The following is a 23,712-nucleotide window of genomic DNA, read 5'->3' as shown; positions in this document are numbered from 1 at the left end:
GATTCTTATCGTTTGGTGATGTTTTTACTAAAAATTCTGCCATCTTTTAACGTAAATCGCACAACATATATACCCCAATCATAACCTGTCATATTGATTTTAATCTGACGGTTTAAGTCTGGGATATTTTGTTGTTGAAATTTCCAGTGAACTGTACTGTGCTGATACAATGAAACGGATTCTATGAGTCCATCTACTTCCTCAGTCCAGTCTATAGTAAGGTAATCATTAACAGGAACAGGATACAGACGTATTTGTTTCCAAAATGCTTTTTCATCAATAACAGGAGTCTGTTTGGTAATAGCTGCTACTTTTGAATCTTTCTTAATTTCTTCAGTCTTTTTACCAGCAGCGTCGATTCCTCTGTATCTTTGATTTCCAGCTTCGTCGTATTTGAAATAGACTTCGGTTTGGGAGAAACCAAAGAATCCTATCATCAGAGATGATAGCGATAATAATTTTCTTTTCATTTGTGGTTATTTTTGTGTTGATAAGAACTGTTGAACCTGTTGCTCCAGCTTTTCAATTTTTGCAGACTGGGCTTTTAAAACTTCATTTTCATCTTGAAGTTGTTTTAGCTGGTCAGACTGTTGTTTTATTTGTTTATTCTGGTCAATTGAATACAGTGTAAGCTCTTCTATTTTTTGCAATAATTTAATCTGAAATTCACCCACATTTACCCCTTCTTTTTCCATGATTCTTGCAGAAGCAATTTCAGGAAGGTGTTTCTTTTCTCTGATGTGCTTTTCCACTTCTTCTAATTTTGGGAGATCATAGTTTTCATCAAATACAAAATCAGCAGTAGGAGTTAGGGTTACTTTTAATTCTTTAGCTTCAAGTTTACCTTGTAACGAAGCATTTCCATTGGGCATAATGGCCATTTGTATTTTCTTGTTTGTAATAAAATTAATAGCTCCAAATTCTGGGGCTGAAATTTCATTTTCAATATTAAAGTCACCGTAAGTTCCATATCTGAAGCCATTGCCTGAGTATGTAGAATTTACTTCCAGATTAGCAGTAGTACTATTATATGTTAAGCTTACTATGGCACTACCCCCGGTTGACCCAAAAGATGTAAACTTTCCTAAAACTAAATTTTGGTTATTGATATTATCCTGAGCTACATGCAATTTAGCGTCAGGGTTCGTTGTTCCTATTCCTGCTTTTCCATTCACGTACATCTGTCCATCATGTCTTAAAGAAAAAGTAACATCTTCTACACCTGTTCCAAAAATGATGTTTTTCATGAAATATCTGTCAGGATTTCTTAAATGATTGGTTCTTAATTCAAAATGGTTGGATCCCGCAGCCCCACCTTCGTAGATGGTCAATCTTGATTGTGGAGAGTCGAAATTTATACCGATGTTCCCATTAGGTTTGATCCGAATACCCTCGGTATTATTGGCCTTGAAAACCAATGGTTGGTTATCTGTAGTTCCAATAAAGTTGGTTGAAGAATTTGTTCCTGTGTTACCGGTAATGTTCCAGCTTTGTGCAAACGTAAGTGCTGATACCAATAAAGTAAGTGGTAGTAATTTTGATTTCATATATTAATTAAAATTTATCTTTTGTAAAACTATAATCAGGAGGCGACAAATTGCGTCGTGTTTAATAATAGTTTTATTGTTTTCAAAAAAGTTATTTTGTATTTGTAAATTTATAAAAAAAGTGGTTTTATTTTGGTGATGTTTTTCAATATTAATATTTTTTAATAAAAAGTGTTTGATTTTGTGTTTTATTTAATGGGAATTTTGTTTTAATGATTTTTTGTTGTGATAATTACTTATATGATGAATATTTTTAGCTGAAATTCCTTATCGAAAATGAAATTAAAGCTAAAAATTATGCTTTTATGGACAAGTTATATGAAGACGGATATCAATTTTAGAAAAAATCTCTACCTTTGTAACAATGAACCTCTTAAGATGGATATTGGCAATTTACTTCATGGCGCTATCATTGATGCCATGTGAAGACACGTCTCATCCGCTGAATTCAGGAGATAATAAGGTCTCGTTGAGTATTCACGGAGTTCATTCTACAGAAAAAGGAGATATCTGTTCTCCGCTGTGTGCATGCAGCTGTTGCCAGATGACAGTTTCAGCGTTTAAAATGGATCCTTTGTTGGAAATTCCTGAGCAGATACCAGCTTATTTTTCGAAGAAGATCTTATTCCACAAAAACGACTTTGCTTACCAGATTTACGATCCTATCTGGCAGCCTCCTAAAATTTAATTTTTATTGATTTTTAGAAAGTTAAACTTTCTAATGCTTAACTGTGCTTGAAACTTTGCAATACCATTGCAGAGGTTTTCAGGATATTTTTGCATCAGCATTGTAATGCTGTGTGCATTCATTTTCAATAAAAATTAAATATCAATCGTGTTAGATAAAATAATAAAATTCAGTATCAAAAATAAGGTGATCATTGGTTTGATGACTCTGGTGCTGATCATCTGGGGAACGTGGAGTGCTACCAGATTACCTATAGATGCTGTACCGGATATTACCAATAACCAGGTACAGATCATTACCGTATGTCCTACTTTGGCGGGACAGGAAGTGGAACAGCTGGTTACCTTTCCCATTGAGCAGAGTATTGCCAATGTTCCAGACATTCAGGAAACAAGAAGTATTTCAAGATTCGGACTTTCTGTGATTACAGTCGTGTTCAAGGAAAATGTTGATGTCTACTTTGCGAGACAGCTCATTAATGAACAGCTGAAAAATGCTGTGGAAGAAATTCCAAAAGGAGTAGGAACTCCGGAGCTGGCTCCTGTCAGTACAGGACTTGGAGAAGTGTATCAGTATATTCTTCACCCTAAAAAAGGAAGCGAAAAGAAATACGATGCTAAAGAACTGCGCACCATGCAGGACTGGATCGTTCGAAGACAGTTGAACGGAACTCCGGGAGTAGCGGAGATCAACAGTTTTGGAGGAGAATTAAAACAGTATGAAGTTGCCATCGATCCCAATCGGCTAAAAGCAATGGGAACGAGCATTACCGAAATATTTACAGCTCTTGAAAAAAACAATCAGAATACAGGAGGAGCCTATATCGATAAAAAGCCCAACGCTTATTTCATCAGAGGAATAGGACTGGTGACTTCTTTGGAAGACATTAAAAATATTGCTGTTAAAAATGAAACAGGCAGCGTTCCCATCTTTATAAAGGATGTTGCCAATGTTCGTCTGGGAAGTGCTGTTCGTTATGGAGCATTGACATATGATGGTAAAGTGGATGCTGTAGGTGGAGTAGTCATGATGTTAAAAGGAGCAAACAGTAATGAAGTTGTAAACAACATCAAAGCGAAAATCCCTACCATTCAGAAATCTCTTCCCAATGATGTTATTATAGAACCATTTCTGGACAGAACAGATCTTGTAGACAGAGCCATCAATACTGTACAGAAAAACCTCATCGAAGGAGCATTGATCGTTATTTTTGTTCTTGTTGTTTTTCTGGGAAACCTGAGAGCCGGGCTTATTGTAGCTTCAGCCATTCCGCTTTCCTTACTGTTTGCTCTGGGAATGATGAATGTTTTTGGGGTAAGTGCAAACCTGATGAGTCTTGGAGCCATAGATTTTGGGTTAATTGTGGATGGTGCGGTGATCATTGTAGAAGCGACATTACATCATTTAGGCGTAAGGAAATCTGTCCGCGCATTGACGCAATCTGAAATGGATGAAGAAGTATTCCTTTCTGCATCAAAAATAAGAAGCAGCGCAGCCTTCGGGGAAATTATCATCCTTATTGTATACATTCCGATTCTTACACTGGCTGGTGTAGAAGGGAAAATGTTTACTCCAATGGCAAAAACAGTAGGGTTTGCTATTTTGGGAGCATTGATTTTGTCTTTGACCTATATTCCAATGATGAGCGCCCTGTTTTTATCAAAGAAAATATCCCATAAAGAAACCTTTTCCGATAAAATGATGAACCGCCTGCAAAAGGTCTATCAGCCATTATTACATAAAGCCATTAAAATAAAATATATTATTGTTTCAGCTACAGCTGTGGTTTTTCTTATTTCAGCTTTCATTTTTAAAAATATGGGTGGTGAATTTATTCCGCAGTTACAGGAAGGAGATTATGCATTCCACTGTATTTTACCACAGGGAAGCTCGCTTAGCCAGAGTATAGAAACCTCCATGCAGGCATCAAGAATTATCAAACAATTTGATGAGGTGAAAATGGTGGTTGGCAAAACCGGTTCTGCTGAGGTTCCTACAGATCCGATGCCACCTGAAGCTACCGATATGATTGTCGTATTAAAACCGCAAAGTGAGTGGAAAACCAAAAAATCCTATGACGAACTTGCTGATGAGATCAGTGAAAAGCTGGAAACCATTCCGGGCGTATTCTTTGAGAAAAACCAGCCTATTCAGATGCGTTTCAATGAACTGATGACAGGGATCAGACAGGATGTTGCCGTAAAGATCTTTGGGGAAAATCTGGATTCTCTGGCGATGTACGCAGATAAAGTTGGGAAAATCATTCAGACTGTTGACGGAGCTACTGCCCCTCAGATTGAAAGAGTGAGTGGTCTTCCGCAGATCAATGTACAATACGACAGAACAAGAATTGCCAATTATGGATTAAATATCGAAGACGTCAATAATGCGGTAAGTACGGCCTTTGCAGGGAAATCGGCAGGGCAGGTTTTTGAAAATGAAAGACGTTTTGATCTTGTAGTCCGTCTGGACAGTCTTCATAGAACTGATATTTCAGATGTGAATAACCTCATGATCACTTCCAGTACGGGAGCACAGATTCCATTATCACAGGTGGCCAATATAAGCTACAAATTGGGACCTGCACAGATCAGTCGTGAACAGGGTAAACGGAGGATTGTAATCGGATTCAACGTAAAAGATCGTGATGTGGAAAGCGTAGTGAAAGATATTCAGGTAAAACTGAATAAAGTGAAGCTTCCCTCCGGATACTATTTTACCTACGGAGGACAGTTTGAAAACCTTCAAGAGGCTAGCAAGCGTCTGATGATCGCTGTTCCGGTATCGTTGCTTCTTATTTTTATGCTACTGTATTTTACTTTCCGCTCATTCAAACAGGCTGGATTAATTTTTACAGCAATTCCTATGAGTGCCATTGGTGGTGTATTCGCACTTATAATAAGAGATATGCCTTTCAGTATTAGCGCCGGAATTGGGTTTATTGCGCTCTTCGGAGTAGCTGTGCTTAACGGAATAGTTCTGATAGGAACATTCAACCAGCTGGAAAAAGAAGGTGAAACAGATATTCTGAAAAGAGTATTTGAAGGAACAAAAACCAGATTGAGACCGGTATTAATGACCGCTACAGTAGCCTCATTAGGATTTTTACCAATGGCGATTTCCACCGGTGCAGGAGCAGAAGTACAGAAACCTCTGGCAACGGTAGTAATTGGGGGGCTGGTGACAGCTACATTCCTTACTTTATTCGTTTTGCCAATGCTGTATATCATTTTTAACACAAAGATTTTGAAAAGAAAAAATAATAAGGCGGGAACATTTACTGCAGTTCTTGTTTTAGGATTTATGATGCTTGGACAGACTTTTAAAGCACAGTCCAGACCTATTTCTGTAGAACAGGCAGTAGAGCAGGCGGTGAATAATAATTTAACCCTGCAGTCAAAAGACTTAAGTATAAAATCTGCTGAAGCATTGAGGCCAACAGCAAAAGAGCTTCCTAAACTAGGCTTTGAAGCACAGCTAGGACAGTACAACAGTCCGAAGTTTGACCAGTCGTTTGCCATCTCACAGAGTATTCCTTTTCCAACACTGTTTAAAGCCAGGAAAGACTTAATCAATGAGAATATTAAAAGTAAAAAGATTGATAAAGAAATTACGTCCAACGAACTGATAAAGCAAGTCCGTACTTATTATTATCAGATTGAATATCTCCAATATAATAAAGCTCAGCTGACAAGTCTGGATAAGTATTATGAGGAATTTATCAGAATTGCAAGCGTAAGATTCAAAGCGGGAGATATCAAAAAGATTGAAATCAGTACAGCGGAAACTCAGAAAGGAGAAATTGATCTGCTGCTCAGACAAAATGAAGTGTATCTGAATAATGCTTATAAAAACTTAAAGACCCTTATGAACACTTCAGAAGATTTTGAAGTTCCGTTCAATAAAGACTATGCCCCTTTAAAGGCAGAAAATGTACTCGACAGTGCCGTGGTAGCAAACAATCCATCGGTAAGAGCCTTTTATCAGGAAATGGAAATTGCTGAAAAAAACAAAAAGGTAGAAAAATCCCTTGGATTGCCAGATTTCAGTTTAAAATATACCAATCAGTCCTTGATAGGTCTTCATACCATCAACGGTCAGGAGAATTTTTATGATTCAGGGAAACGTTTTCAGTCAGCAACTGTAGGAGTAGCAATTCCTTTGACATTTGGGGCTACAAAAGCAAGAATCCAGGCATTGGAATATGACAAGCAGGTAGCAGAAACCAATGCAAAGATGCAGCAGAAGCAGCTTTCAGCACAGCTGGAAAATGTTTTCAGTCAATATCAGCAGGATATCCAGCAGTACGAATATTATATAAGCCAGGCATTGCCGAACGCTGAGAAAATTGTAAAAGCAGCTCAATTAGGATACAAAACAGGAGAGATCTCGTATGTAGAATATCTTTTTGCACTGCAGACTGCAACCAATATTCAACTAAAATACCTGGAATCAATCCAGCAGGTGAACCAATCTGTCGTTACCATTAATTCAATCATTAATAAATAATATGAAATCGCTATTAATAGAATTTTCTGCCAGACAAATGAAGACGATAGCAGATAGCATAAGAAAAAATACATATTCGCATATGAAACTCAAATATAATATCATCCCCTTTATCCTGATCTCACTGTTGATAACAAGTTGTGGGAAAAAAGAAGCTACAGAAGAAAAAGCCCCTGAAAAAACAGAGCAGAAAGAAGCTGCCCATGAAGAAGCTCCGGCAACTATTGCTTCTCTCACAGAAGATCAGATGAAGTCTGTAGGGGTAGCTTTAGGAACGGTAGAAATGAAGGAGTTGACATCTACCATCAAAGCCAATGGTCTGCTGAGTGTACCCAACAGTAATAAAGCGACCATCACTTCTCTGTATGGAGGAATTATTAAAACCATCAATATCCAGGTAGGAAGTATTGTGAAAAAAGGACAGGTTATTGCCACTATTGCCAACCCGGAATATATACAGCTTCAGGAAGATTATCTGACCACAAACAGCAGGATTACTTATGCAGAACAGGAATACAGAAGACAAAGAGAGCTTTTTGATAATGATGCAGGAGCCAAGAAAAACCTTCAGAGTGCCGATGCTGAACTGAAAACTTTAAAAACAAAAAGAGCCTCCCTGTTGAAACAGCTTCAGATGATGGGAATAAGTCCGGGAAAAGTAAGCAATGGGAATATGAAATCCGGGTTGGTGATTACAGCACCTATCAGCGGGACGATCAGCAGTATTACTGCGCAGATTGGAAGCTATGTAGATATTTCTTCTCCCGTTGCAACAGTGATAGATAACGGTTCTATTCATCTCGATCTTCAGGTGTTTGAAAAAGATCTTCCGAAAATGAGAGTAGGGCAGATTGTTCACTTTAAGCTGACCAACAATCCGGAAACGGAATACGATGCAAGAATTTACAGCATAGGATCTTCTTTTGAAAATGAAAGTAAAACCATCTCTATGCACTGTGAAGTGATCGGAAACAAATCTGGTTTGATTGACGGAATGAATATCACCGGAATTGTAAGCCTTGATAAAAGTACAACTCCCGCAGTTCCTACGGAAGCTATTGTAGAAGCAGACGGAAAATACTATGTTTTTATCCAAACCGACAAAAAACAGGAAGAAGAACATGACGAAAAAGGAAAACCTCATCCGAAAACCTTAAACTTTGAAAAAATAGAAGTGGTAAAAGGAACATCCGATATGGGATATACAGCCATAACATCGGTAGGGAATATTCCTGACAATGCAAAAATTGTAGTGAAAGGAGCCTTTTTTGTAAATGCTAAACTGGTGAATTCAGGAGAACACGAACATTAATGAAAGCAGTCGGAACCAGTAAATGTCAATTTTTATCCTTAAATTAGAACTGTTTACGGAATTGTGTTAGGCTGGAAAAGAGTAAAGATCATCTCACCGAATTTTAATAAATAACCCGATTATGTTATTAAACAAAAAAATATCAGTCTGGTATTTCATCCGTGAAATAAAATCCCAAATTCTGTTTATCGGAATATTTGCCGTAGCCATTGGCCTTTTAGACATGCTGCCAGGGTTTCGTAAAATATCGCTTCCCTTGAATATTCCTGCATTACTGGGAACGGCAGTATCATTACTGCTGGCTTTCAGGACTTCCCAATCTTACGAAAGATGGTGGGAGGCAAGAACTGTTTGGGGTGCTATTGTGAATGATTCCCGAACTTTTGTAAGACTGATCATCCAGTTTGTGCCCGCAGGAGATGAAAAAGCAATAAAAGATTTCGCCGAAAGACAGATCATCTGGACCTATGCACTTGGAGAATCTCTGAGGAAATTACCGTTTTCAGAAAAAGTTCAGCAATATCTGGATAAACATCAGATCAAAGGAGCAAATATTCCCAACGCGATTCTGGATGAACACTCCAGACAGCTGAAAGAAATTGCAGCTTCCAAAGGATTGACCGATTTTCAGCAGATGCAGCTCAATGATATCATCACAAGACTCTGTGACAGTATGGGGAAATGCGAAAGACTAAAGAATACAGTTTTTCCGCGCTCCTACAGTGTTTTAGTTCATATTTTGATCTATGTTTTTGCGGCCATCCTTCCTTTTGGACTTGATGATTCTCAGCTGGTGGTAGAAATTGCAATTACTTTCCTGGTTCCGATTACCTTCATTGCTATTGAAAAAACATCCATCATCATGCAGGATCCATTTGAAAATGGTCCTGTAGACACTCCGATGACTTCTCTGGCGCAGACCATAGAAATCAATATCAGACAGATGATCGGTGAGCAGAATGTTCCTTCTAAAAAAGAAAATACATCCTATTATGAAATGTAATTAAACCATAATACAATATGGAAAACACACCAACACAAACAATCTCGGCAGCAAGCAGACATAAAAAAAACCTCCTGATCGTACTCTGCCTTAGCGGAACCTATCTCATTGCTGAGGTAATAGGAGGTGTCATTACCAATAGTCTCGCTTTACTGGCAGATGCAGCACATATGCTGACCGATGTGGTAGGCTTATTGCTGGCATTTATCGCCATAAAAATAGGAGAAAGAAAAGCAGATCCTTCCAGAACATATGGCTATTACCGGACAGAAATACTGGCGGCAGTCATCAATGCTGTTGTTTTATTGGGAATTTCGATCTATGTTTTGTTTGAAGCATATAAACGGTTTCAGGATCCACCGGAAGTGCAAAGCAAATCGATGCTGATTGTAGCCGGAATCGGATTGATCGTCAACATTGTCGGAATGATGATTCTAAGAAAAGACTCAGGAAGCAGTCTGAATATGAAAGGCGCCTATTTTGAAGTGCTTTCAGACATGCTTACTTCTGTAGGAGTGATGATTGCAGGAGTGATTATGCTGACAACAGGCTGGTATTACGCCGATCCGTTGATCTCAGCAGCAATTGGGCTATTAATCTTCCCAAGAACATGGAAGTTGCTGAAAGAAGCCATCAATGTTTTATTGGAAGGAACTCCTAAAGATGTGGATATTCATGAGCTTCGTCAATCATTGGAGAAAACTCCCGGAGTGAAAGATGTTCATGATCTGCATGTGTGGTCGCTTACATCAAGTGTCAATGCAATGAGTGCCCATGTCGTAAAAGATACCGGATATTCTCAAAATCAATTATTAAAAACATTGACGGATACTACGGTGAATAACTTTAAAATCAGTCATACCACTTTTCAGATAGAAGACGAAGGTTATGAAGAAAGTGAAGTCCATCTGTAAAATTTTAAACAATGAAAAAAGATATAGAACACAAGCTCATTGATAAAAATACCAAGCCTACGAGTATGAGGATTTTGGTCTACGATTTCTTAAGCTCTCAGGAAGCGGCTTTATCCCTTTCTGAAATAGAAAATCATTTTGAAAATGCTGACAGAATTACGATCTACAGAACATTAAAAACTTTTGAAGAAAAAGGAATTGTTCACAGCATTCAGGAAAATACAACCACAAAATATAAACTATGTGAAGACGACTGTGACGAAAAAACACATAAAGACTGGCACTTGCATTTTTACTGTAAAATATGCAAACAAACCACCTGCAAAGAAGATATTTCCTTCCCTGAAAACATACAGACCAATTTCAGGATTGACGAAATACGATTGTTTGCCAAAGGAATATGCGAAAACTGTCTTGAAAGTTTGCAATAGCATTGCATCAGTCTCACCTTTACATTTGTATAAAAATATTAGTTATGGAAAAATGCTGTAGTACAACCCCGGAAAAACCAGATACAAAAGGACACAAACATAATCACGCAGAAGGAGATGGGCATGACCATGACGGCCATGATCACTCTCACGACTCCGGAGATCAGACGGTCTTTCAGATGTTTCTTCCTGCTATTATATCCTTTATCATCTTATTATTAGGAATTGCCTTTGACAACTATATAAAACCCACATGGTTTACAGGCTGGGTACGTTTAGTATGGTTTCTGGCAGCCTATATTCCTGTAGGATTTCCGGTATTAAAAGATGCCTATAAAAGTATCATTAAAGGCGATGTGTTTTCAGAATTCTTTTTGATGAGTATCGCTACTATTGGAGCCTTTGCCATCGGAGAATATCCTGAAGGAGTAGCAGTAATGCTTTTTTATGCGGTAGGAGAGGTATTCCAGTCTATGGCGGTTACCAGAGCGAAAGGAAACATAAAAGCTTTATTGGATCAGCGTCCCGATGAGGTAACGATTATGGAAAATAATCAGCCCAAAACGGTAAAGGCAAAAGAAACTAAAATTGGAGATATCATTCAACTGAAACCCGGTGAGAAACTGGCGCTGGATGGCGAACTGCTTTCAGATTCAGCTTCATTCAATACAGCAGCCTTAACAGGGGAAAGTAAGCCGGATACCAAAAATAAAGGAGAAGTCGTTCTTGCAGGGATGATCAACATGAACAGTATCGCTTTGGTAAAAGTAACGACCGCTTATGAAGACAGTAAGCTGAGTAAAATTCTGGAGCTTGTTCAGAATGCTACGGCTCAAAAAGCCCCTACAGAATTATTCATCAGAAAATTTGCGAAAGTATATACCCCTATCGTTGTATTTCTGGCCATAGGAATATGTTTGCTGCCTTATTTCTTTGTAGATGACTATCAGTTCAGAGACTGGTTGTACAGAGCATTGATATTCCTTGTGATTTCTTGCCCTTGTGCCTTGGTGATCTCAATCCCGTTAGGATATTTCGGAGGAATTGGTGCGGCAAGCCGAAACGGAATTTTATTCAAAGGAAGTAATTTTCTGGACAGCATCGCGGAGATTCAGAATGTAGTGATGGACAAAACAGGAACCATGACAGAAGGCGTATTCAAAGTACAGGAAGTAAGTTTCAGCTCTGAATTTGATAAAAATGAAATCCTTCAGATGGTCAATGTTCTGGAAAGCAAAAGTACCCATCCGGTAGCGACCGCTATTCACAATTACGTAGGAGATATCAATCATGCTATTCCCTTAGAAAATGTAGAAGAAATTGCAGGCCACGGACTGAAAGCAACCGTTAACGGAAAAGAACTGATGGTAGGAAACTTTAAACTGATGGATAAGTTCAATATCAGTTACGATATCAACCACGCTAATATTGTGTATACTGTAATTGCAGTGGCGTATGATAAAAAGTTTGCAGGATATATCACAATCGCAGACAGCATAAAAGAAGATGCCAAAGAAACGGTAAACAATCTTCACAAAATGAACGTAAAGGCCACTATGTTAAGTGGTGATAAAAGTACCGTTGTAAAATATGTAGCAGATCAGTTGGGAATAGACAATGCATTCGGAGACCTGCTGCCGGAAGACAAAGTAAATAAGGTTAAAGAAATCAAAGCCAAAAAACAAACAGTAGCCTTCGTAGGAGACGGAGTGAACGATGCGCCAGTAGTTGCTTTGAGTGATGTAGGAATTGCAATGGGAGGTTTAGGAAGTGATGCTACCATTGAAACGGCAGATGTTGTGATTCAGGATGATAAACCAAGTAAAATCCCGATGGCCATCAATATCGGAAAACAAACGAAAAAGATCGTTTGGCAGAATATTATTCTCGCCTTTGCTGTAAAAGCAGTGGTATTAGTCCTTGGTGCAGGCGGTCTGGCAACGATGTGGGAAGCTGTTTTTGCGGATGTAGGAGTAGCGTTGCTGGCTATTTTAAATGCAGTAAGAATTCAGAGAATGAAATTTTAAGAAGCAAATAATAAACACAACTAAATTATATTCAATCAAAGCTCTGCTGAATTTCAGTAGGGCTTTTGTTTTTTTAAAATATACATCATGCTAGTCATTCCGTTGAAGTCCCAACAAAACAAACTTTATTCTATCAATACATCTGCTTAATCACTCTCATCTGCGAGAGAAAATAAACCCACCGTACAATTTTATCGCAGATAAAATCCTTGCGCCTTTAATATACAGTATCTATAAAAAAATTGCGTCTTTGCGTTTCAAACATAGCAGCCCAACATTTAATTTAAAAAAAGGAACATGTTTTTTGTTGGAAATCGCAAGGGCGCAAAGGAAATAAAAATTGTATTGCTTTTTAGGACGCAAGAAAATCAAAGATTTTCAGCAAGGTTACTTATTAATTCTCATTCTCATTCAGAATCATGATTAGGTTTATTAAATTTTATCGGAGATAAAATCCTTGCGCCTTTACTTATGTGGTATCTATAAAAATCTTGCGCCTTTGCGAATCCCAACAAAATAAGAAAAAGCTCTGCCAAAAACATCAGCAAAGCTTTTATCAACAAGATTAAATTTGATATAAAGAACTAAATTTTTCACTTAGATCTTAATTTTCAATCAAAGTTCGGGATAAAATAATACTGGTAACAGCCACAGTTTTGTAATTTTTGTGGGTAACAGTAAGCAACCCTAATGACATTCATCATAAATCATGCATAAAACAGTTTTGAAGTAGTATATTTGTAACAGAGAACAGAATCGTTGAGGTTATTCATTTCCATATTCATCATTTTTACTGTTGCAATACGTCCCGTTTTGCCATTGGTAAACTATGCTGTGAACTATGATTATATTGTGAAAAACCTTTGTGAGAACAGAAATGTACCACAATCAACGTGTAAGGGAAAATGCTACGTGGAAAAAGAACTGGCAAAAACAGAAAAACAATCCAATAGCTCCCAAACAATAAAGATTGCAGGATTAGATGTTTTTATTTCTCATGATATTCTTTCCTTCTCCTGTCATTTGAACTCAGAATCACTTTCTGAAATTCCTGATTCAAGTTACTTTAATTCTCATTCTTCAGAATACTTTTCAAGGATATTCCATCCTCCGTTAGCTTAATTTTTATCATAAACTATATTTTTAGTTAATGAAGTGAAAGTGCTTAAGGCTTTTATTAATAAGTCATTAAAGATATAGCCAACAATTAAAATGAACAATGGTAAGCCGTTAGAAATCCCTTGATTCTTTTGAAGAATTCTGTGGTTTTTCAGACTTGTACACTGTGTCATAACTTTATTTAACATTATTAATTTCAATTTAACATTAAAATGAAATCTCCCATTATTTTGACTGCCCTGCTGTCAATAGCATTACTGTCGTGTGCCAAGGAAACGCCTAAGGTAAAGCACGCAAGCCACATGGACTCCTCTGGAAAGCACGTGGAAAATGTACAGGTAGTGAATGAAGAAGATCCTATCTGCCACATGAAAACTGCCGGATCTATTAAAGATACAGCCGTATATAAAAATAAAACGTATGGTTTTTGCAGTGTATCCTGCAAACGTGAATTCAAAAAAAGCCCCGAGAAATATGCCCAAAAATAAAAAAAACAATAATAAAAGTAAGGTGATCATACCGATCGCGTTATTTGCATTGCTTTTCTTGGGAATTGGTGTAGGAATGGGGTATTTTAAAAAGAACCTTTATACCGTAATGAAAGTTCCCGATTTTGAACTGACAGATCAGAACAGTAAGAAAATTACCAATAAAGATATGTTAGGAAAGGTTTATCTAGTAGAGTTTTTCTTCAGCAAATGTCCTACGATATGCCCGGTGATGAATACCAATATGAAGGCTATTCAGAATCAGATCGATGATCCCAATTTCGGCATTATCTCCATCAGTATTGATCCGGAAAATGACACCCCTGCAGCATTGAAAGAACATGCTCAAAGAATAGGGGCAAAATCTCCAAACTGGCATTTCCTGACCGGAGACCGTACCTATATTGGTGATCTTGCTGATAAATTTAATATCTATGTAGGCGATAAAGAAGATGAAGGAGAAAGCCTGAATCACAGCGGAATGATTGCCCTGGTAGATCAGGACGGAAATATCCGATGCAGATACAACAAAGAAAATATGCCTATTCTGTATTATTCAGGATTAAACTATGAAGATCCGGAAGGTAAAACTCCCAAACTGACTGGGAAATACCACCCAGACAGAGAAATTCTGATTGAAGATATTAAGAAATTATTGAAATAGAGAAGAGGGAGGCTCGATGTTTGAAGCTCTGGCGATTTTTGAGATAGCTGTAAAAGCAAAATAGAAGTTGAAGAAGTTATTCTTTAAAAATAAATTGCTTCCAGCCTCCATCTCCCATCTTCCCGCTTAATAAGAAAACATTGTTAAACCATAAACAAAAACGTTATGAAGATTTTGAAAATAGCTGCTCTAAGTGCAGTTTTCGCGGCCCAGTTTGCAGTGGCTCAGTTTAAGCAGACACCTCTGCCATATGCTTATAATGCTTTGGAAGGAAATATTGATGCCCAAACGATGGAAATTCATTATTCAAAACATGCCGCAGCGTATGTAGCTAACCTGAATAAAGCCATTACAGGAACTCCACAGGAAAAAGAAACTTTGTTTCAGATTCTTTCCAATGCTTCAAAGCTGCCTGCTGCAGTGAGAAACAATGCAGGAGGACATTACAACCATGAACTGTTCTGGACTGTTCTTACGCCTCAGAAAAATACACAGCCTTCAGCAAAATTAGCAAAAGCCATCACTGAAACTTTTGGAAGTATGGATGCTTTTAAAGAAAAAATGGCTAAAGCCGGAGCAGACCGTTTTGGATCAGGATGGGCATGGCTTTCTGTGGATAAAAACGGAAAACTATTTGTTTCTTCAACACCCAATCAGGACAATCCTTTGATGGATGTAGTGGAAGAGAAAGGAACTCCTATCTTCGGAATTGATGTATGGGAACACGCTTATTATTTAAAATATCAGAATAAAAGAGCAGATTATCTTACCGCTATCTGGAATGTTACCAACTGGAAAGAGATCAGCAGAAGATATGATGAAGCGATAAGGAAGAAATAATCTGATGAAATTATTTTACAGCATACTTTTTACTTTTTATATGGTGCTAAGACCTTTGGTGCCATTGGTAGAGTATGCTGTAAATTATGATTATATTGTCAAAGTTCTCTGTATTAATAAAAGCAGGCCGGAGGTTCACTGTAACGGAAAATGTTACCTGAGTAAAGAATTGGCGAAAACCAATGATTCAGAATCTTCACCCTTTCAGAAAATAAAAAATTCAGGACAGAAAATCCTTGATACTTATATCCTGCCTGAAACCACAGAGATCATTACTACTGAAAAACGCCCGTTTTTCAATTTCAACTTTACTTACGAAGCAGCTTACTCTTTTCTGTTTCTTACCCATATTTTCAAACCACCGGTCTTTTAAGTTAAACTATCACTATTCAACCACAAAAGTCACAAAGCTTACATCAATTAAAAATCAAAGATTTTAAAAAGCTTAAGTGTTCTTAGTATGCATAAAGCTTATCACTTAAAATAACTTAAGTGTAAGAACTTTTGTGCCTTTTGTGGTAAAAAAATGTCCGCATTTCAACATTATAATTCAACTTAAAAAATCAACAATGAAAATTTATAAATTTTTATCACTATTCTTTATTGCCTTTACTTTATTCTCTTTTGTAGCCTGCGAAAGCAGCAGGGATGATGATAATCCACAGGATACCACCCCCGGAAATCTTCAGATCAAATTTGAAAACGGATTTAATAATGTAGGAGATATCGTCTTGAACCAAACGACTCAGACTTCTTCTAATGGACAGAAACATAATTTTTCCGCTTTGAAATATGTAATCAGTAATATCGCCCTGATAGACGAGAACGGAAATGAATTTAAATACAATGAAAACAATCCTGATAAAGGCGCTTTTATCGTTGACCAGGCAGATGCTGTAGCCGGAGTGATATATTTGAATTTAGATGGTATTCCAAAGAATAGTTACAAAAAAATAAGATTTGGATTGGGTATCAGTCAGAAAGCATACTTGCTGGGACAAGACGGACAAGCAGAATTCTGGACAAGAGCCAAGCAGAAAGGAATGACGTGGTCATGGGCTGCCGGATATGTCTTTGTAAAACTGGAAGGGAAATATGGGAATGATGCTCCTTCAAAGGAATTTATGAATCACACAGGAAATATGGGGAATGTTACAGCTAATGAGCAGCCTGACCTATACCGTGAAATTACATTGAATCTTCCGACAACAGCAAGAGTAACCGGAACAATCCGCCCTTCTGTTCATATTTTGGCAGATCTTAACCAGTTTCTGAGCGGAGAAAAAGCTCTTAGCCTGACAACAGCTAATGATATGTTGATGGGTTCAAACCAACACCTGGCAGATGTTACCAATAATCTTACAAAAATGTTTAAAGTAGACCACGTTCACAATGATTAATTTTTTTGTTAAAACGATACTGGTTCTGCTTGTATTTCTGTTGAGTTGTATTTCCTGTTCTGATGAGGTGATCCAGCCGTTGGAAAAGGATGAAGCATATAACCTGCAGTTTCCTTCTTATTTCCCGGAAATGACTTTTGATAAATCAACTAATCCTGTGACAAAAAATGGAGTGGAGTTGGGACGAAAATTATTCTATGAAGGCAGACTTTCCAGAAATAATACCATTTCATGCGGTTTCTGTCATATTCAGGAAAATGCGTTTACCCATCACGGGCATACTGTAAGTCATGGTGTGGATGACAGAATAGGAATCAGGAATGCACCACCTATTCAGAATATGGCTTTTCTGAAGAGATATATGTGGGACGGAGTGATTCATAATCTCAATGAACAGCCCATCAGTCCGATTACAGATGTCAATGAAATGGACAGCTCCATACCGGAAGCTATTTCAAAGATAAAAGATGATCAGAAGTATAAAAAACTTTTCAAAGAAGCCTATGGAGACGAAACGATTACAGGAGAACGAATTCTAAAAGCTTTGTCGCAGTTTATGGCCTCGTTGATCTCTGCGGATTCAAAATACGATAGATTCAAGCAGGGAAAAGAGCAGCTAACTTCAGCAGAATCCCAGGGAATGGCTTTGTTCGGGCAGAAGTGCGCTTCTTGTCATAGCGGAGAACTGTTTACTGATGAGAGTTTCCGGAATACAGGAATGTATTATAACACGGAATTCAAGGATGCAGGACGTTACAGAGTAACCCTTAATCAGGTAGATTGGATGAAATTCCGTGTTCCGAGTTTGAGAAATGTAGAATATACAGCGCCTTACATGCATGACGGGAGGTTTTACACCTTAGATGCGGTCCTTAATTTCTATTCGGATCAGGTAGAAGATAATACCAATCTGGATCCACAGCTGAAACAGAACGGTCATATAGGAATTGCCATGAACAGTCAGGAAAAACAGTCGATCATTGCATTCCTGAAAACACTCTCCGACAAAAGTTTTATATCCAATCCAAAATTTGCAGAATAATTTATAGAAAACATGAAGAAGATTATATTGATAGTAAGTTTGATCCTGTTTAGCCAGAATCAGGCGAAGACCATTAGAGACAGTGTTTATAGTGCTCCAAATACCTTTAGCAGATTCGATTTTGATGATGATTGTGATGCTTGCGGCTGTGCAGCAGGAAACGGATCTTCAGGTTTTGAGTCTTTATTGAATCCACAGTTTATCGGAATCAAATACTTTGCCCAGCATTACAAAGCCAAAGAAAATTTATTTGTAAAAGATCTTACGCAGGATCAGTATTTCAATACCCTGCAGCTTTGGGGGAAAATTCCATTGACTAAAAAACTGAGTGTATATGCAAGTCTGCCCTTCCATTTCCATGAAAAGAAAACCTTACAGGGAGATATCAAAATCAATGGAATAGGGGATCTGAATCTGATGGGAATCTACCAGCTGATGAGCTCTAAAGATAATTTCCACCATCTGAGTGGAGGTTTAGGAGTGAAAATTCCTTTGGGGAAATTTGATGAAAAAGGAGTTTCCGGTGTCAATCCGAGTTTTCAGCTGGGAACCGGAAGCTGGGATTATCAGGCCGCTTTGAATTATAAGTTTCAGCAAAATAAAGTGGCGGTAATGGTGAATACAGACTATACAGTCAAGACGGAAAATAAGAAAAATTACCGTTTTGGAAACCAATGGAACTATGCTGCGACAGGTTTTTATCAGGTTGCGGGAAATGAAAAATCTATATTATCTGTAAAGACGGGTGTTCAGGGAGAAGTGTATGCCCAGAATAAACAATTCGATGAAGCTTTACCCAATACTGCAGGAAGTGCGTTATATGGGAAACTAGGATTTGAAGCCTCTTATAAAAAACTGAGTTTGGGAAGTGAGCTCATGCTTCCCATGTACACTCATCTGGCAGGAGGAGATATTGAAGCAAAATCAAGATTCAGTATTTTTCTGAATATTGGAATTTAAAGTGAAACCCTTAATAAAATGATGTTAAAGCTCCTTCGGGAGCTTTAATTGTTTATGAATCATGATTTTAATTGGGGGTTAGGAATAATTCTTTATCTTTGCCGAAATTTGGTGAGCCCTAAAAAGCTCTTAAAAGGGAATCCGGTGAAAATCCGGGACAGACCCGCTGCTGTAAGCTCCACACCAAGATTTTTGAAGAATATATCCACTGTTTTTTTAATGGGAAGGATTTCAAAAATGGAGTAAGTCAGAAGACCTGCCAGAAAATAATCGTTTGACGCTTTCGTGGAATAAAGCTTAGGACATCAATGATTCTGTGCAGTGATAGCTGTGCTTTGTCGTTGTTTTCTTATATCCATTAGCGTCATCATTATCTTAAATGAGCTAATGGCAGCAAAACTAACTACTTCTACAATTCATAAAGCTGTTTTCACAATATTGGTGATAACATCTCAACTTTTGTTTTCTCAAACCAAGAAAAAAGATAGTCTGGAGGAAGAGACCATTAAAGGAATCAATCTTTATAAAAAGAATTTTAAAGAAATCCTTCCGGCACAAACCTTACAGGGCGAACAGCTGGAAAGACTGAATAGCCACTCTGTAGCAGATGCTCTGCGGTATTTCTCCGGTGTTCAGATCAAAGACTATGGTGGATTGGGTGGTTTGAAGACCATTAATATTCGAAGTATGGGAAGTCAGCACGTTGGTGTTTTCTATGATGGAATTCAACTGGGAAATGCCCAAAACGGACTGGTAGATCTGGGAAGATATTCTTTGGACGATCTGGAAGAAATATCATTGTATAACGGCCAGAAAAGTGAAATTTTCCAACCTGCAAAGGATTTCGGATCTTCGGGATCTATCTATTTACAGCCGAAAACACCGGTATTTAAAGGAACAAGAAAAACCAATCTTGTGATCCGAGCAAAAAGTGCTTCCATTGATCTTTTCAATCCGTCATTCCGATTGGAACAGAAGATTTCAGGCAGGGTTTCTGCCAGCTTCAGTGGAGAATTTATGCAGAGTGACGGAATTTACAGATTTCGGTATGCAAAGAAATATCCCGATGGTCAACAGGCTTATGATACCATTGCAAAAAGACAGGATTCGGATATCAGAGCAAAGCGTTTTGAAACTTCTCTCAACGGAACTTTAAATAACGGAAGCTGGAATATCAGAGGCTATGGTTATATTTCAGACCGAGGAATGCCGGCGCCTATTGTGAATGGTCGTTTTGGAGGAAGAGGTGCAAGACTTTCCGATGAAAATTATTTCGTACAGGCCAATCTTCGAAAAAAGCTTTTCCCAAAATTTGAAACCCAGCTGAAAGCAAAATTTGCTTACGATTATACCCATTTTATGGATACCGTTCGTTCGCAGTCTATTATTCATACTGATAACACCTATATCCAACGAGAGCTTTATCTTTCCTCATCCAATATCTATTCTATCACCCCCAATTGGGATGTCAGTCTGAGTGGGGATTTTCAGTACAATAATCTGGATGCCAATCTGGATAACTTTTCTTATCCTACCCGTTACACCACATTGGTAGCATTGGCAACAACGTATCAGTGGAATAGGTTCAAAATTCTGGGAAGCCTTTTAGGAACTTTTACTTTTGAAGAAGTAAGAAAAAACAAAAGACCGGGAGATGCAAGAGAGTGGACCCCTGCCGTATTTATGAGCTATCAGCCGGAAATTATTCCAGAGCTTACTCTAAGAGCTTTCTATAAAAGGATTTTCCGACTTCCAACCTTCAATGATTTGTATTATACCAATATCGGAAATACGTATCTGAAGCCGGAATTTACCAATCAATATGATGTAGGATTTACCTATCAGAAGAATTATAACAACCGTTTCTTTAAAACCTTTTATGCTAAAGTAGATGGTTACTATAACAAAGTACAGGATAAAATCGTAGCTGCACCTAACGGAAGCATGTTCCGCTGGCTGATGATGAACCTGGGAATGGTTGAAATCATTGGAGCAGATGTAAATCTTCAGACTGAAATGCAGTTGGGGCAAGTAAAACTAAGACCATTGCTTTCTTATACTTACCAAAGTGCAAGAGATATGAGTGATCCTGAAGATACCTTCTATCGCAATCAGATTGCTTACACCCCTTGGCATAGCGGATCATTCAGTCTGATGGCAGATTATAAAGACTGGAGTTTCAATTACAGTGCGATGTACGTAGGAGAAAGATATGATGTGAACCAAGACAATATTCAATACAATTATGTGCAGCCCTGGTATACTCATGATCTATCTGTTCAGAAAAAATTCAACTGGGCCAATCATCAATTTAAAGTAAGCCTTGAAATGAATAATATTTTCAACCAATATTATGATGTCGTGATCAATTATCCGATGCCCGGAAGAAACTTTAAACTTATTCTAAACTTCACCCTATGAGAAAACTAAACTTTTATTTTTTATTTCTTGTATTAGCTTTTCTTACTTCATGCCGTACAGATGAAATTATCGTCCGTCAGGAAGTGGTAGAAGGACTTCCTTCAGAAAATACTGCTATAAAAGGCTTTTACATGCTGAATGAAGGAAATATGGGCAGCAATAAATGTACCCTGGATTTTTTTGATTATACCAAAGGAACTTATTACCGGAATATCTATGCAGAAATAAACCCGAATGTGGTAAAAGAACTGGGAGATGTAGGAAATGATATCAAAGCCTACGGAAGCAAACTCTACATTGTTGTGAATGTTTCCAATAAAATTGAAGTTCTGGATGCTAAAACCGCTAAACGTATTACTTCTATTCCTCTGCAAAACTGCAGATATCTTGCCTTCAAAGACGGGAAAGCTTATGCAAGCAGCTATGCCGGACCGGTAGCTATTAATCCAAAAGCACCTAAAGGAAAAGTAGTGGAAATTGACACCACTTCTCTTTCCATCCAGCGGGAAGTCGTAGTAGGCTATCAGCCGGAAGAAATGGAGATTGTAGGGAATCAATTATTTGTTGCCAATTCCGGAGGATATAAAGCTCCCGATTATGACAATACCGTTTCTGTAATAGACCTGAACACTTTTACAGAACTCAAAAAAATAAAAGTGGCCATCAATCTTCACCACATTAAAAAAGACAATTATGGGGATCTGTATGTAACCTCAAGAGGAGATTATTATAACGTTCCTTCCAGTCTTTATTTAATAGATGCGGCCACAGGAACTGTCAAAAAAGATTTTCATCTCTCAGTGAGTGAAATGACGATCGTTAATGATAAGCTCTATTTCTACGGAAATGAATTCAATTACAATACTCATAGCTATAAAAAAACCTTTGGGATCATTGATGTAAAAACCGAAGAGATTATTGCCAACAGGATTTTTGACAAGGAATACGAAACTGCCATTAAAACACCTTACGGAATTGCAGTAAACCCTATCACAGAAGATATCTATATGACAGATGCCAGGAATTACGTTTCCATGGGATTTGTGTATTGCTTTGATAAAAACGGACGCTTTAAATGGAAAACGGAAGGTGGAAATATTCCTGCCCACTTCGCTTTTTTATACAAATAACCAAACTTTAAGAAATGAACAGAAATACCTTTACTTATTTAAAAATCGGAGTTTTATCATGCTTCCTGGTAGGTGTGATAGCCTGTAAACATGATGATGAAGATGAGTTTACATTTAACGGCCTTGATGATTCCTATTCCATTGAACGTCTTAGAGTGTTGAGCATTCCTACCAATGCTTCAGGAGCTGTCACATGGAGTATTAATGATTCTATTATTTCTCAAAATTCAGAACTTGAATTTATCAGTCCGAAGGCAGATGCTTATCCTTTGACTTTAAAAATTAACAATAAAGGAAACGAGCAGGTTTATCATTCCAAAATCATCGTTACCAAAGAAAAAACACCTTACAGTAAATATATCGCTAAAGTATTGGAATTCCGTCCTGCTGTAGGACAGTTCATGAACGAAATCCCGGAATACTTACCAGGATATACAACCGCAAATATGCTTCAGAAAGCAAACGAATCATTGGTAGGGGGTAATTCTACCATGATCACTCTTGGCGGATATGGCGGATATGTTGTTTTCGGATTTGATCACACGATTCCGAACCTGAATGGACGAGATTTTAAAATACTGGGAAATGCATTCTTTGGAAGTGATGCCAGTGATCAGCGCTCAGGATCCTGTGAGCCGGGAATTATTATGGTTGCCTACGATAGAAACAAAAATGGAAAACCTGATAACGATGAGTGGTACGAAATTGCAGGCAGTGAATACTTCAAAAATACAACCGTAAAAGAGTACAGCATTACCTATCATAAACCAGATGAAAATAAAACTCCTGTACCCGGAACTGAATTCTGGCAGACCGATGTAGAATATATCAAATGGAATGATAATCTGGGAAATCAGGGTTTTAAAACAAAAAATACTTTTCACGTACAAAGTTATTATCCTCTATGGTTTACAGATCCTTCTTACAGTTTTTCAGGAACCAGGCTGGCAAACAATTTTTATGATCAGAGCGGGAATGGATCCTATTGGGTAGGAAAATCATATGATTTCGGATATGCAGATAATGCTCCGAATAATGATGAAGCTTCCAATATTGATATTTCCTGGGCAGTAGACAGAAGTGGGAAATATGTGAAACTTCCGGGTGTTGATTTTATGAAAATATATACAGGAGTCAATCAGGAAGCAGGCTGGCTGGGTGAAGTTTCTACAGAAGTTGCTGGAGCTTATGATTTACATTTCAAATAACGATTCAAT

Annotated in this window: 20 protein-coding genes and 1 riboswitch; of the genes, 18 read left to right on the top strand and 2 right to left on the bottom strand. The window is 37.7% G+C overall.

Annotated features, from left to right (window positions below):
• Window positions 1-5: 5 nt before the first annotated feature.
• Both C1634_RS00875 and C1634_RS26240 read right to left on the bottom strand, forming a co-directional pair.
• A complete protein-coding gene (locus C1634_RS00875) occupies window positions 6-470 on the bottom strand; it encodes a hypothetical protein (RefSeq protein WP_165835244.1) in 465 nt (154 codons plus the stop codon).
• A gap of 6 nt (window positions 471-476) precedes the next feature.
• On the bottom strand, window positions 477-1,547 hold the full coding sequence (locus tag C1634_RS26240) for a coiled-coil domain-containing protein (protein ID WP_185145108.1): 1,071 nt from the start codon (window positions 1,545-1,547) through the stop codon (window positions 477-479).
• Window positions 1,548-1,911: 364 nt separating this feature from the next.
• Between C1634_RS26240 and C1634_RS00865 the strand changes: the two genes are divergently transcribed.
• From C1634_RS00865 to C1634_RS00775, 18 genes are all read left to right on the top strand, one after another.
• On the top strand, window positions 1,912-2,235 hold the full coding sequence (locus C1634_RS00865; protein ID WP_103233868.1) for a DUF6660 family protein: 324 nt from the start codon (window positions 1,912-1,914) through the stop codon (window positions 2,233-2,235).
• Between the two features lie 147 nt (window positions 2,236-2,382).
• Window positions 2,383-6,744 carry a CusA/CzcA family heavy metal efflux RND transporter gene (locus tag C1634_RS00860; RefSeq protein WP_109737775.1) on the top strand — a complete coding sequence of 1,454 codons (4,362 nt, stop codon included), beginning with the start codon at window positions 2,383-2,385 and terminating at the stop codon, window positions 6,742-6,744.
• Between the two features lie 82 nt (window positions 6,745-6,826).
• Window positions 6,827-8,056 carry an efflux RND transporter periplasmic adaptor subunit gene (locus C1634_RS00855; protein ID WP_103234490.1) on the top strand — a complete coding sequence of 410 codons (1,230 nt, stop codon included), beginning with the start codon at window positions 6,827-6,829 and terminating at the stop codon, window positions 8,054-8,056.
• 121 nt (window positions 8,057-8,177) lie between these two features.
• Window positions 8,178-9,059 carry a bestrophin family protein gene (locus tag C1634_RS00850; protein ID WP_103234489.1) on the top strand — a complete coding sequence of 294 codons (882 nt, stop codon included), beginning with the start codon at window positions 8,178-8,180 and terminating at the stop codon, window positions 9,057-9,059.
• Window positions 9,060-9,076: 17 nt separating this feature from the next.
• Window positions 9,077-9,973 carry a cation diffusion facilitator family transporter gene (locus tag C1634_RS00845; RefSeq protein ID WP_103234488.1) on the top strand — a complete coding sequence of 299 codons (897 nt, stop codon included), beginning with the start codon at window positions 9,077-9,079 and terminating at the stop codon, window positions 9,971-9,973.
• Between the two features lie 11 nt (window positions 9,974-9,984).
• Window positions 9,985-10,404 (top strand): Fur family transcriptional regulator, encoded by a 420-nt coding sequence (locus C1634_RS00840; RefSeq protein WP_034691375.1) that lies wholly within the window; start codon window positions 9,985-9,987, stop codon window positions 10,402-10,404.
• Between the two features lie 44 nt (window positions 10,405-10,448).
• The gene (locus C1634_RS00835) at window positions 10,449-12,431 is read left to right on the top strand and encodes a heavy metal translocating P-type ATPase (protein ID WP_103234487.1); all 1,983 of its coding nucleotides are present in this window, start codon (window positions 10,449-10,451) and stop codon (window positions 12,429-12,431) included.
• 759 nt (window positions 12,432-13,190) lie between these two features.
• Complete coding sequence (locus tag C1634_RS00830; protein WP_109737774.1) at window positions 13,191-13,553, top strand: hypothetical protein; 363 nt, start codon at window positions 13,191-13,193, stop codon at window positions 13,551-13,553.
• A gap of 209 nt (window positions 13,554-13,762) precedes the next feature.
• Window positions 13,763-14,038, top strand: coding sequence for a YHS domain-containing protein (locus C1634_RS26235; protein WP_185145107.1), 276 nt, complete (start codon window positions 13,763-13,765; stop codon window positions 14,036-14,038).
• Window positions 14,025-14,702, top strand: coding sequence for an SCO family protein (locus C1634_RS00815; protein WP_103233375.1), 678 nt, complete (start codon window positions 14,025-14,027; stop codon window positions 14,700-14,702). The genes C1634_RS26235 and C1634_RS00815 overlap by 14 nt, the downstream gene beginning before the upstream one ends.
• Before the next feature lie 165 nt (window positions 14,703-14,867).
• Entirely contained in the window at window positions 14,868-15,542 is a 675-nt protein-coding gene (locus tag C1634_RS00810; RefSeq protein WP_103233376.1) for a superoxide dismutase, read from the top strand.
• Window positions 15,543-15,546: 4 nt separating this feature from the next.
• Window positions 15,547-15,915 (top strand): hypothetical protein, encoded by a 369-nt coding sequence (locus C1634_RS00805; RefSeq protein WP_228409902.1) that lies wholly within the window; start codon window positions 15,547-15,549, stop codon window positions 15,913-15,915.
• 196 nt (window positions 15,916-16,111) lie between these two features.
• Complete coding sequence (locus C1634_RS00800) at window positions 16,112-16,942, top strand: MbnP family protein (RefSeq protein WP_103233378.1); 831 nt, start codon at window positions 16,112-16,114, stop codon at window positions 16,940-16,942.
• Window positions 16,935-17,984: a cytochrome-c peroxidase gene (locus C1634_RS00795; RefSeq protein WP_103233379.1), complete on the top strand. Its 1,050-nt coding sequence runs from the start codon at window positions 16,935-16,937 to the stop codon at window positions 17,982-17,984. Before C1634_RS00800 ends, C1634_RS00795 begins: the two co-directional genes overlap by 8 nt.
• 12 nt (window positions 17,985-17,996) lie before the next feature.
• Complete coding sequence (locus C1634_RS00790; RefSeq protein ID WP_103233380.1) at window positions 17,997-18,944, top strand: transporter; 948 nt, start codon at window positions 17,997-17,999, stop codon at window positions 18,942-18,944.
• Window positions 18,945-19,036: 92 nt separating this feature from the next.
• Window positions 19,037-19,222: riboswitch (cobalamin riboswitch) on the top strand.
• Between the two features lie 109 nt (window positions 19,223-19,331).
• Window positions 19,332-21,365 (top strand): TonB-dependent receptor plug domain-containing protein, encoded by a 2,034-nt coding sequence (locus tag C1634_RS00785; protein WP_109737773.1) that lies wholly within the window; start codon window positions 19,332-19,334, stop codon window positions 21,363-21,365.
• On the top strand, window positions 21,362-22,495 hold the full coding sequence (locus C1634_RS00780; RefSeq protein WP_103233382.1) for a YncE family protein: 1,134 nt from the start codon (window positions 21,362-21,364) through the stop codon (window positions 22,493-22,495). The genes C1634_RS00785 and C1634_RS00780 overlap by 4 nt, the downstream gene beginning before the upstream one ends.
• Before the next feature lie 14 nt (window positions 22,496-22,509).
• A complete protein-coding gene (locus C1634_RS00775; RefSeq protein ID WP_103233383.1) occupies window positions 22,510-23,703 on the top strand; it encodes a cell surface protein in 1,194 nt (397 codons plus the stop codon).
• Window positions 23,704-23,712: the final 9 nt, after the last annotated feature.

It is taken from the genome of Chryseobacterium viscerum, from assembly GCF_002899945.2.
GTDB classification, from domain to species: domain Bacteria; phylum Bacteroidota; class Bacteroidia; order Flavobacteriales; family Weeksellaceae; genus Chryseobacterium; species Chryseobacterium viscerum.
This window is presented reverse-complemented; position numbering and strand designations above follow the sequence as displayed.

Bases quoted from the DNA above. Each gene is read 5' to 3' on its own strand.
- C1634_RS26240 (WP_185145108.1), bottom strand. From the start codon at position 1,547: ATGAAATCAAAATTACTACCACTTACTTTATTGGTATCAGCACTTACG.
- C1634_RS00855 (WP_103234490.1), top strand. From the start codon at position 6,827: ATGAAACTCAAATATAATATCATCCCCTTTATCCTGATCTCACTGTTG.
- C1634_RS00805 (WP_228409902.1), top strand. From the start codon at position 15,547: ATGAAATTATTTTACAGCATACTTTTTACTTTTTATATGGTGCTAAGA.
- C1634_RS00865 (WP_103233868.1), top strand. From the start codon at position 1,912: ATGAACCTCTTAAGATGGATATTGGCAATTTACTTCATGGCGCTATCA.
- C1634_RS00840 (WP_034691375.1), top strand. From the start codon at position 9,985: ATGAAAAAAGATATAGAACACAAGCTCATTGATAAAAATACCAAGCCT.
- C1634_RS00800 (WP_103233378.1), top strand. From the start codon at position 16,112: ATGAAAATTTATAAATTTTTATCACTATTCTTTATTGCCTTTACTTTA.
- C1634_RS00845 (WP_103234488.1), top strand. From the start codon at position 9,077: ATGGAAAACACACCAACACAAACAATCTCGGCAGCAAGCAGACATAAA.
- C1634_RS00785 (WP_109737773.1), top strand. From the start codon at position 19,332: ATGGCAGCAAAACTAACTACTTCTACAATTCATAAAGCTGTTTTCACA.
- C1634_RS00775 (WP_103233383.1), top strand. From the start codon at position 22,510: ATGAACAGAAATACCTTTACTTATTTAAAAATCGGAGTTTTATCATGC.
- C1634_RS00835 (WP_103234487.1), top strand. From the start codon at position 10,449: ATGGAAAAATGCTGTAGTACAACCCCGGAAAAACCAGATACAAAAGGA.
- C1634_RS00780 (WP_103233382.1), top strand. From the start codon at position 21,362: ATGAGAAAACTAAACTTTTATTTTTTATTTCTTGTATTAGCTTTTCTT.
- C1634_RS00810 (WP_103233376.1), top strand. From the start codon at position 14,868: ATGAAGATTTTGAAAATAGCTGCTCTAAGTGCAGTTTTCGCGGCCCAG.
- C1634_RS00790 (WP_103233380.1), top strand. From the start codon at position 17,997: ATGAAGAAGATTATATTGATAGTAAGTTTGATCCTGTTTAGCCAGAAT.
- C1634_RS00875 (WP_165835244.1), bottom strand. From the start codon at position 470: ATGAAAAGAAAATTATTATCGCTATCATCTCTGATGATAGGATTCTTT.
- C1634_RS26235 (WP_185145107.1), top strand. From the start codon at position 13,763: ATGAAATCTCCCATTATTTTGACTGCCCTGCTGTCAATAGCATTACTG.
- C1634_RS00815 (WP_103233375.1), top strand. From the start codon at position 14,025: ATGCCCAAAAATAAAAAAAACAATAATAAAAGTAAGGTGATCATACCG.
- C1634_RS00850 (WP_103234489.1), top strand. From the start codon at position 8,178: ATGTTATTAAACAAAAAAATATCAGTCTGGTATTTCATCCGTGAAATA.
- C1634_RS00795 (WP_103233379.1), top strand. From the start codon at position 16,935: ATGATTAATTTTTTTGTTAAAACGATACTGGTTCTGCTTGTATTTCTG.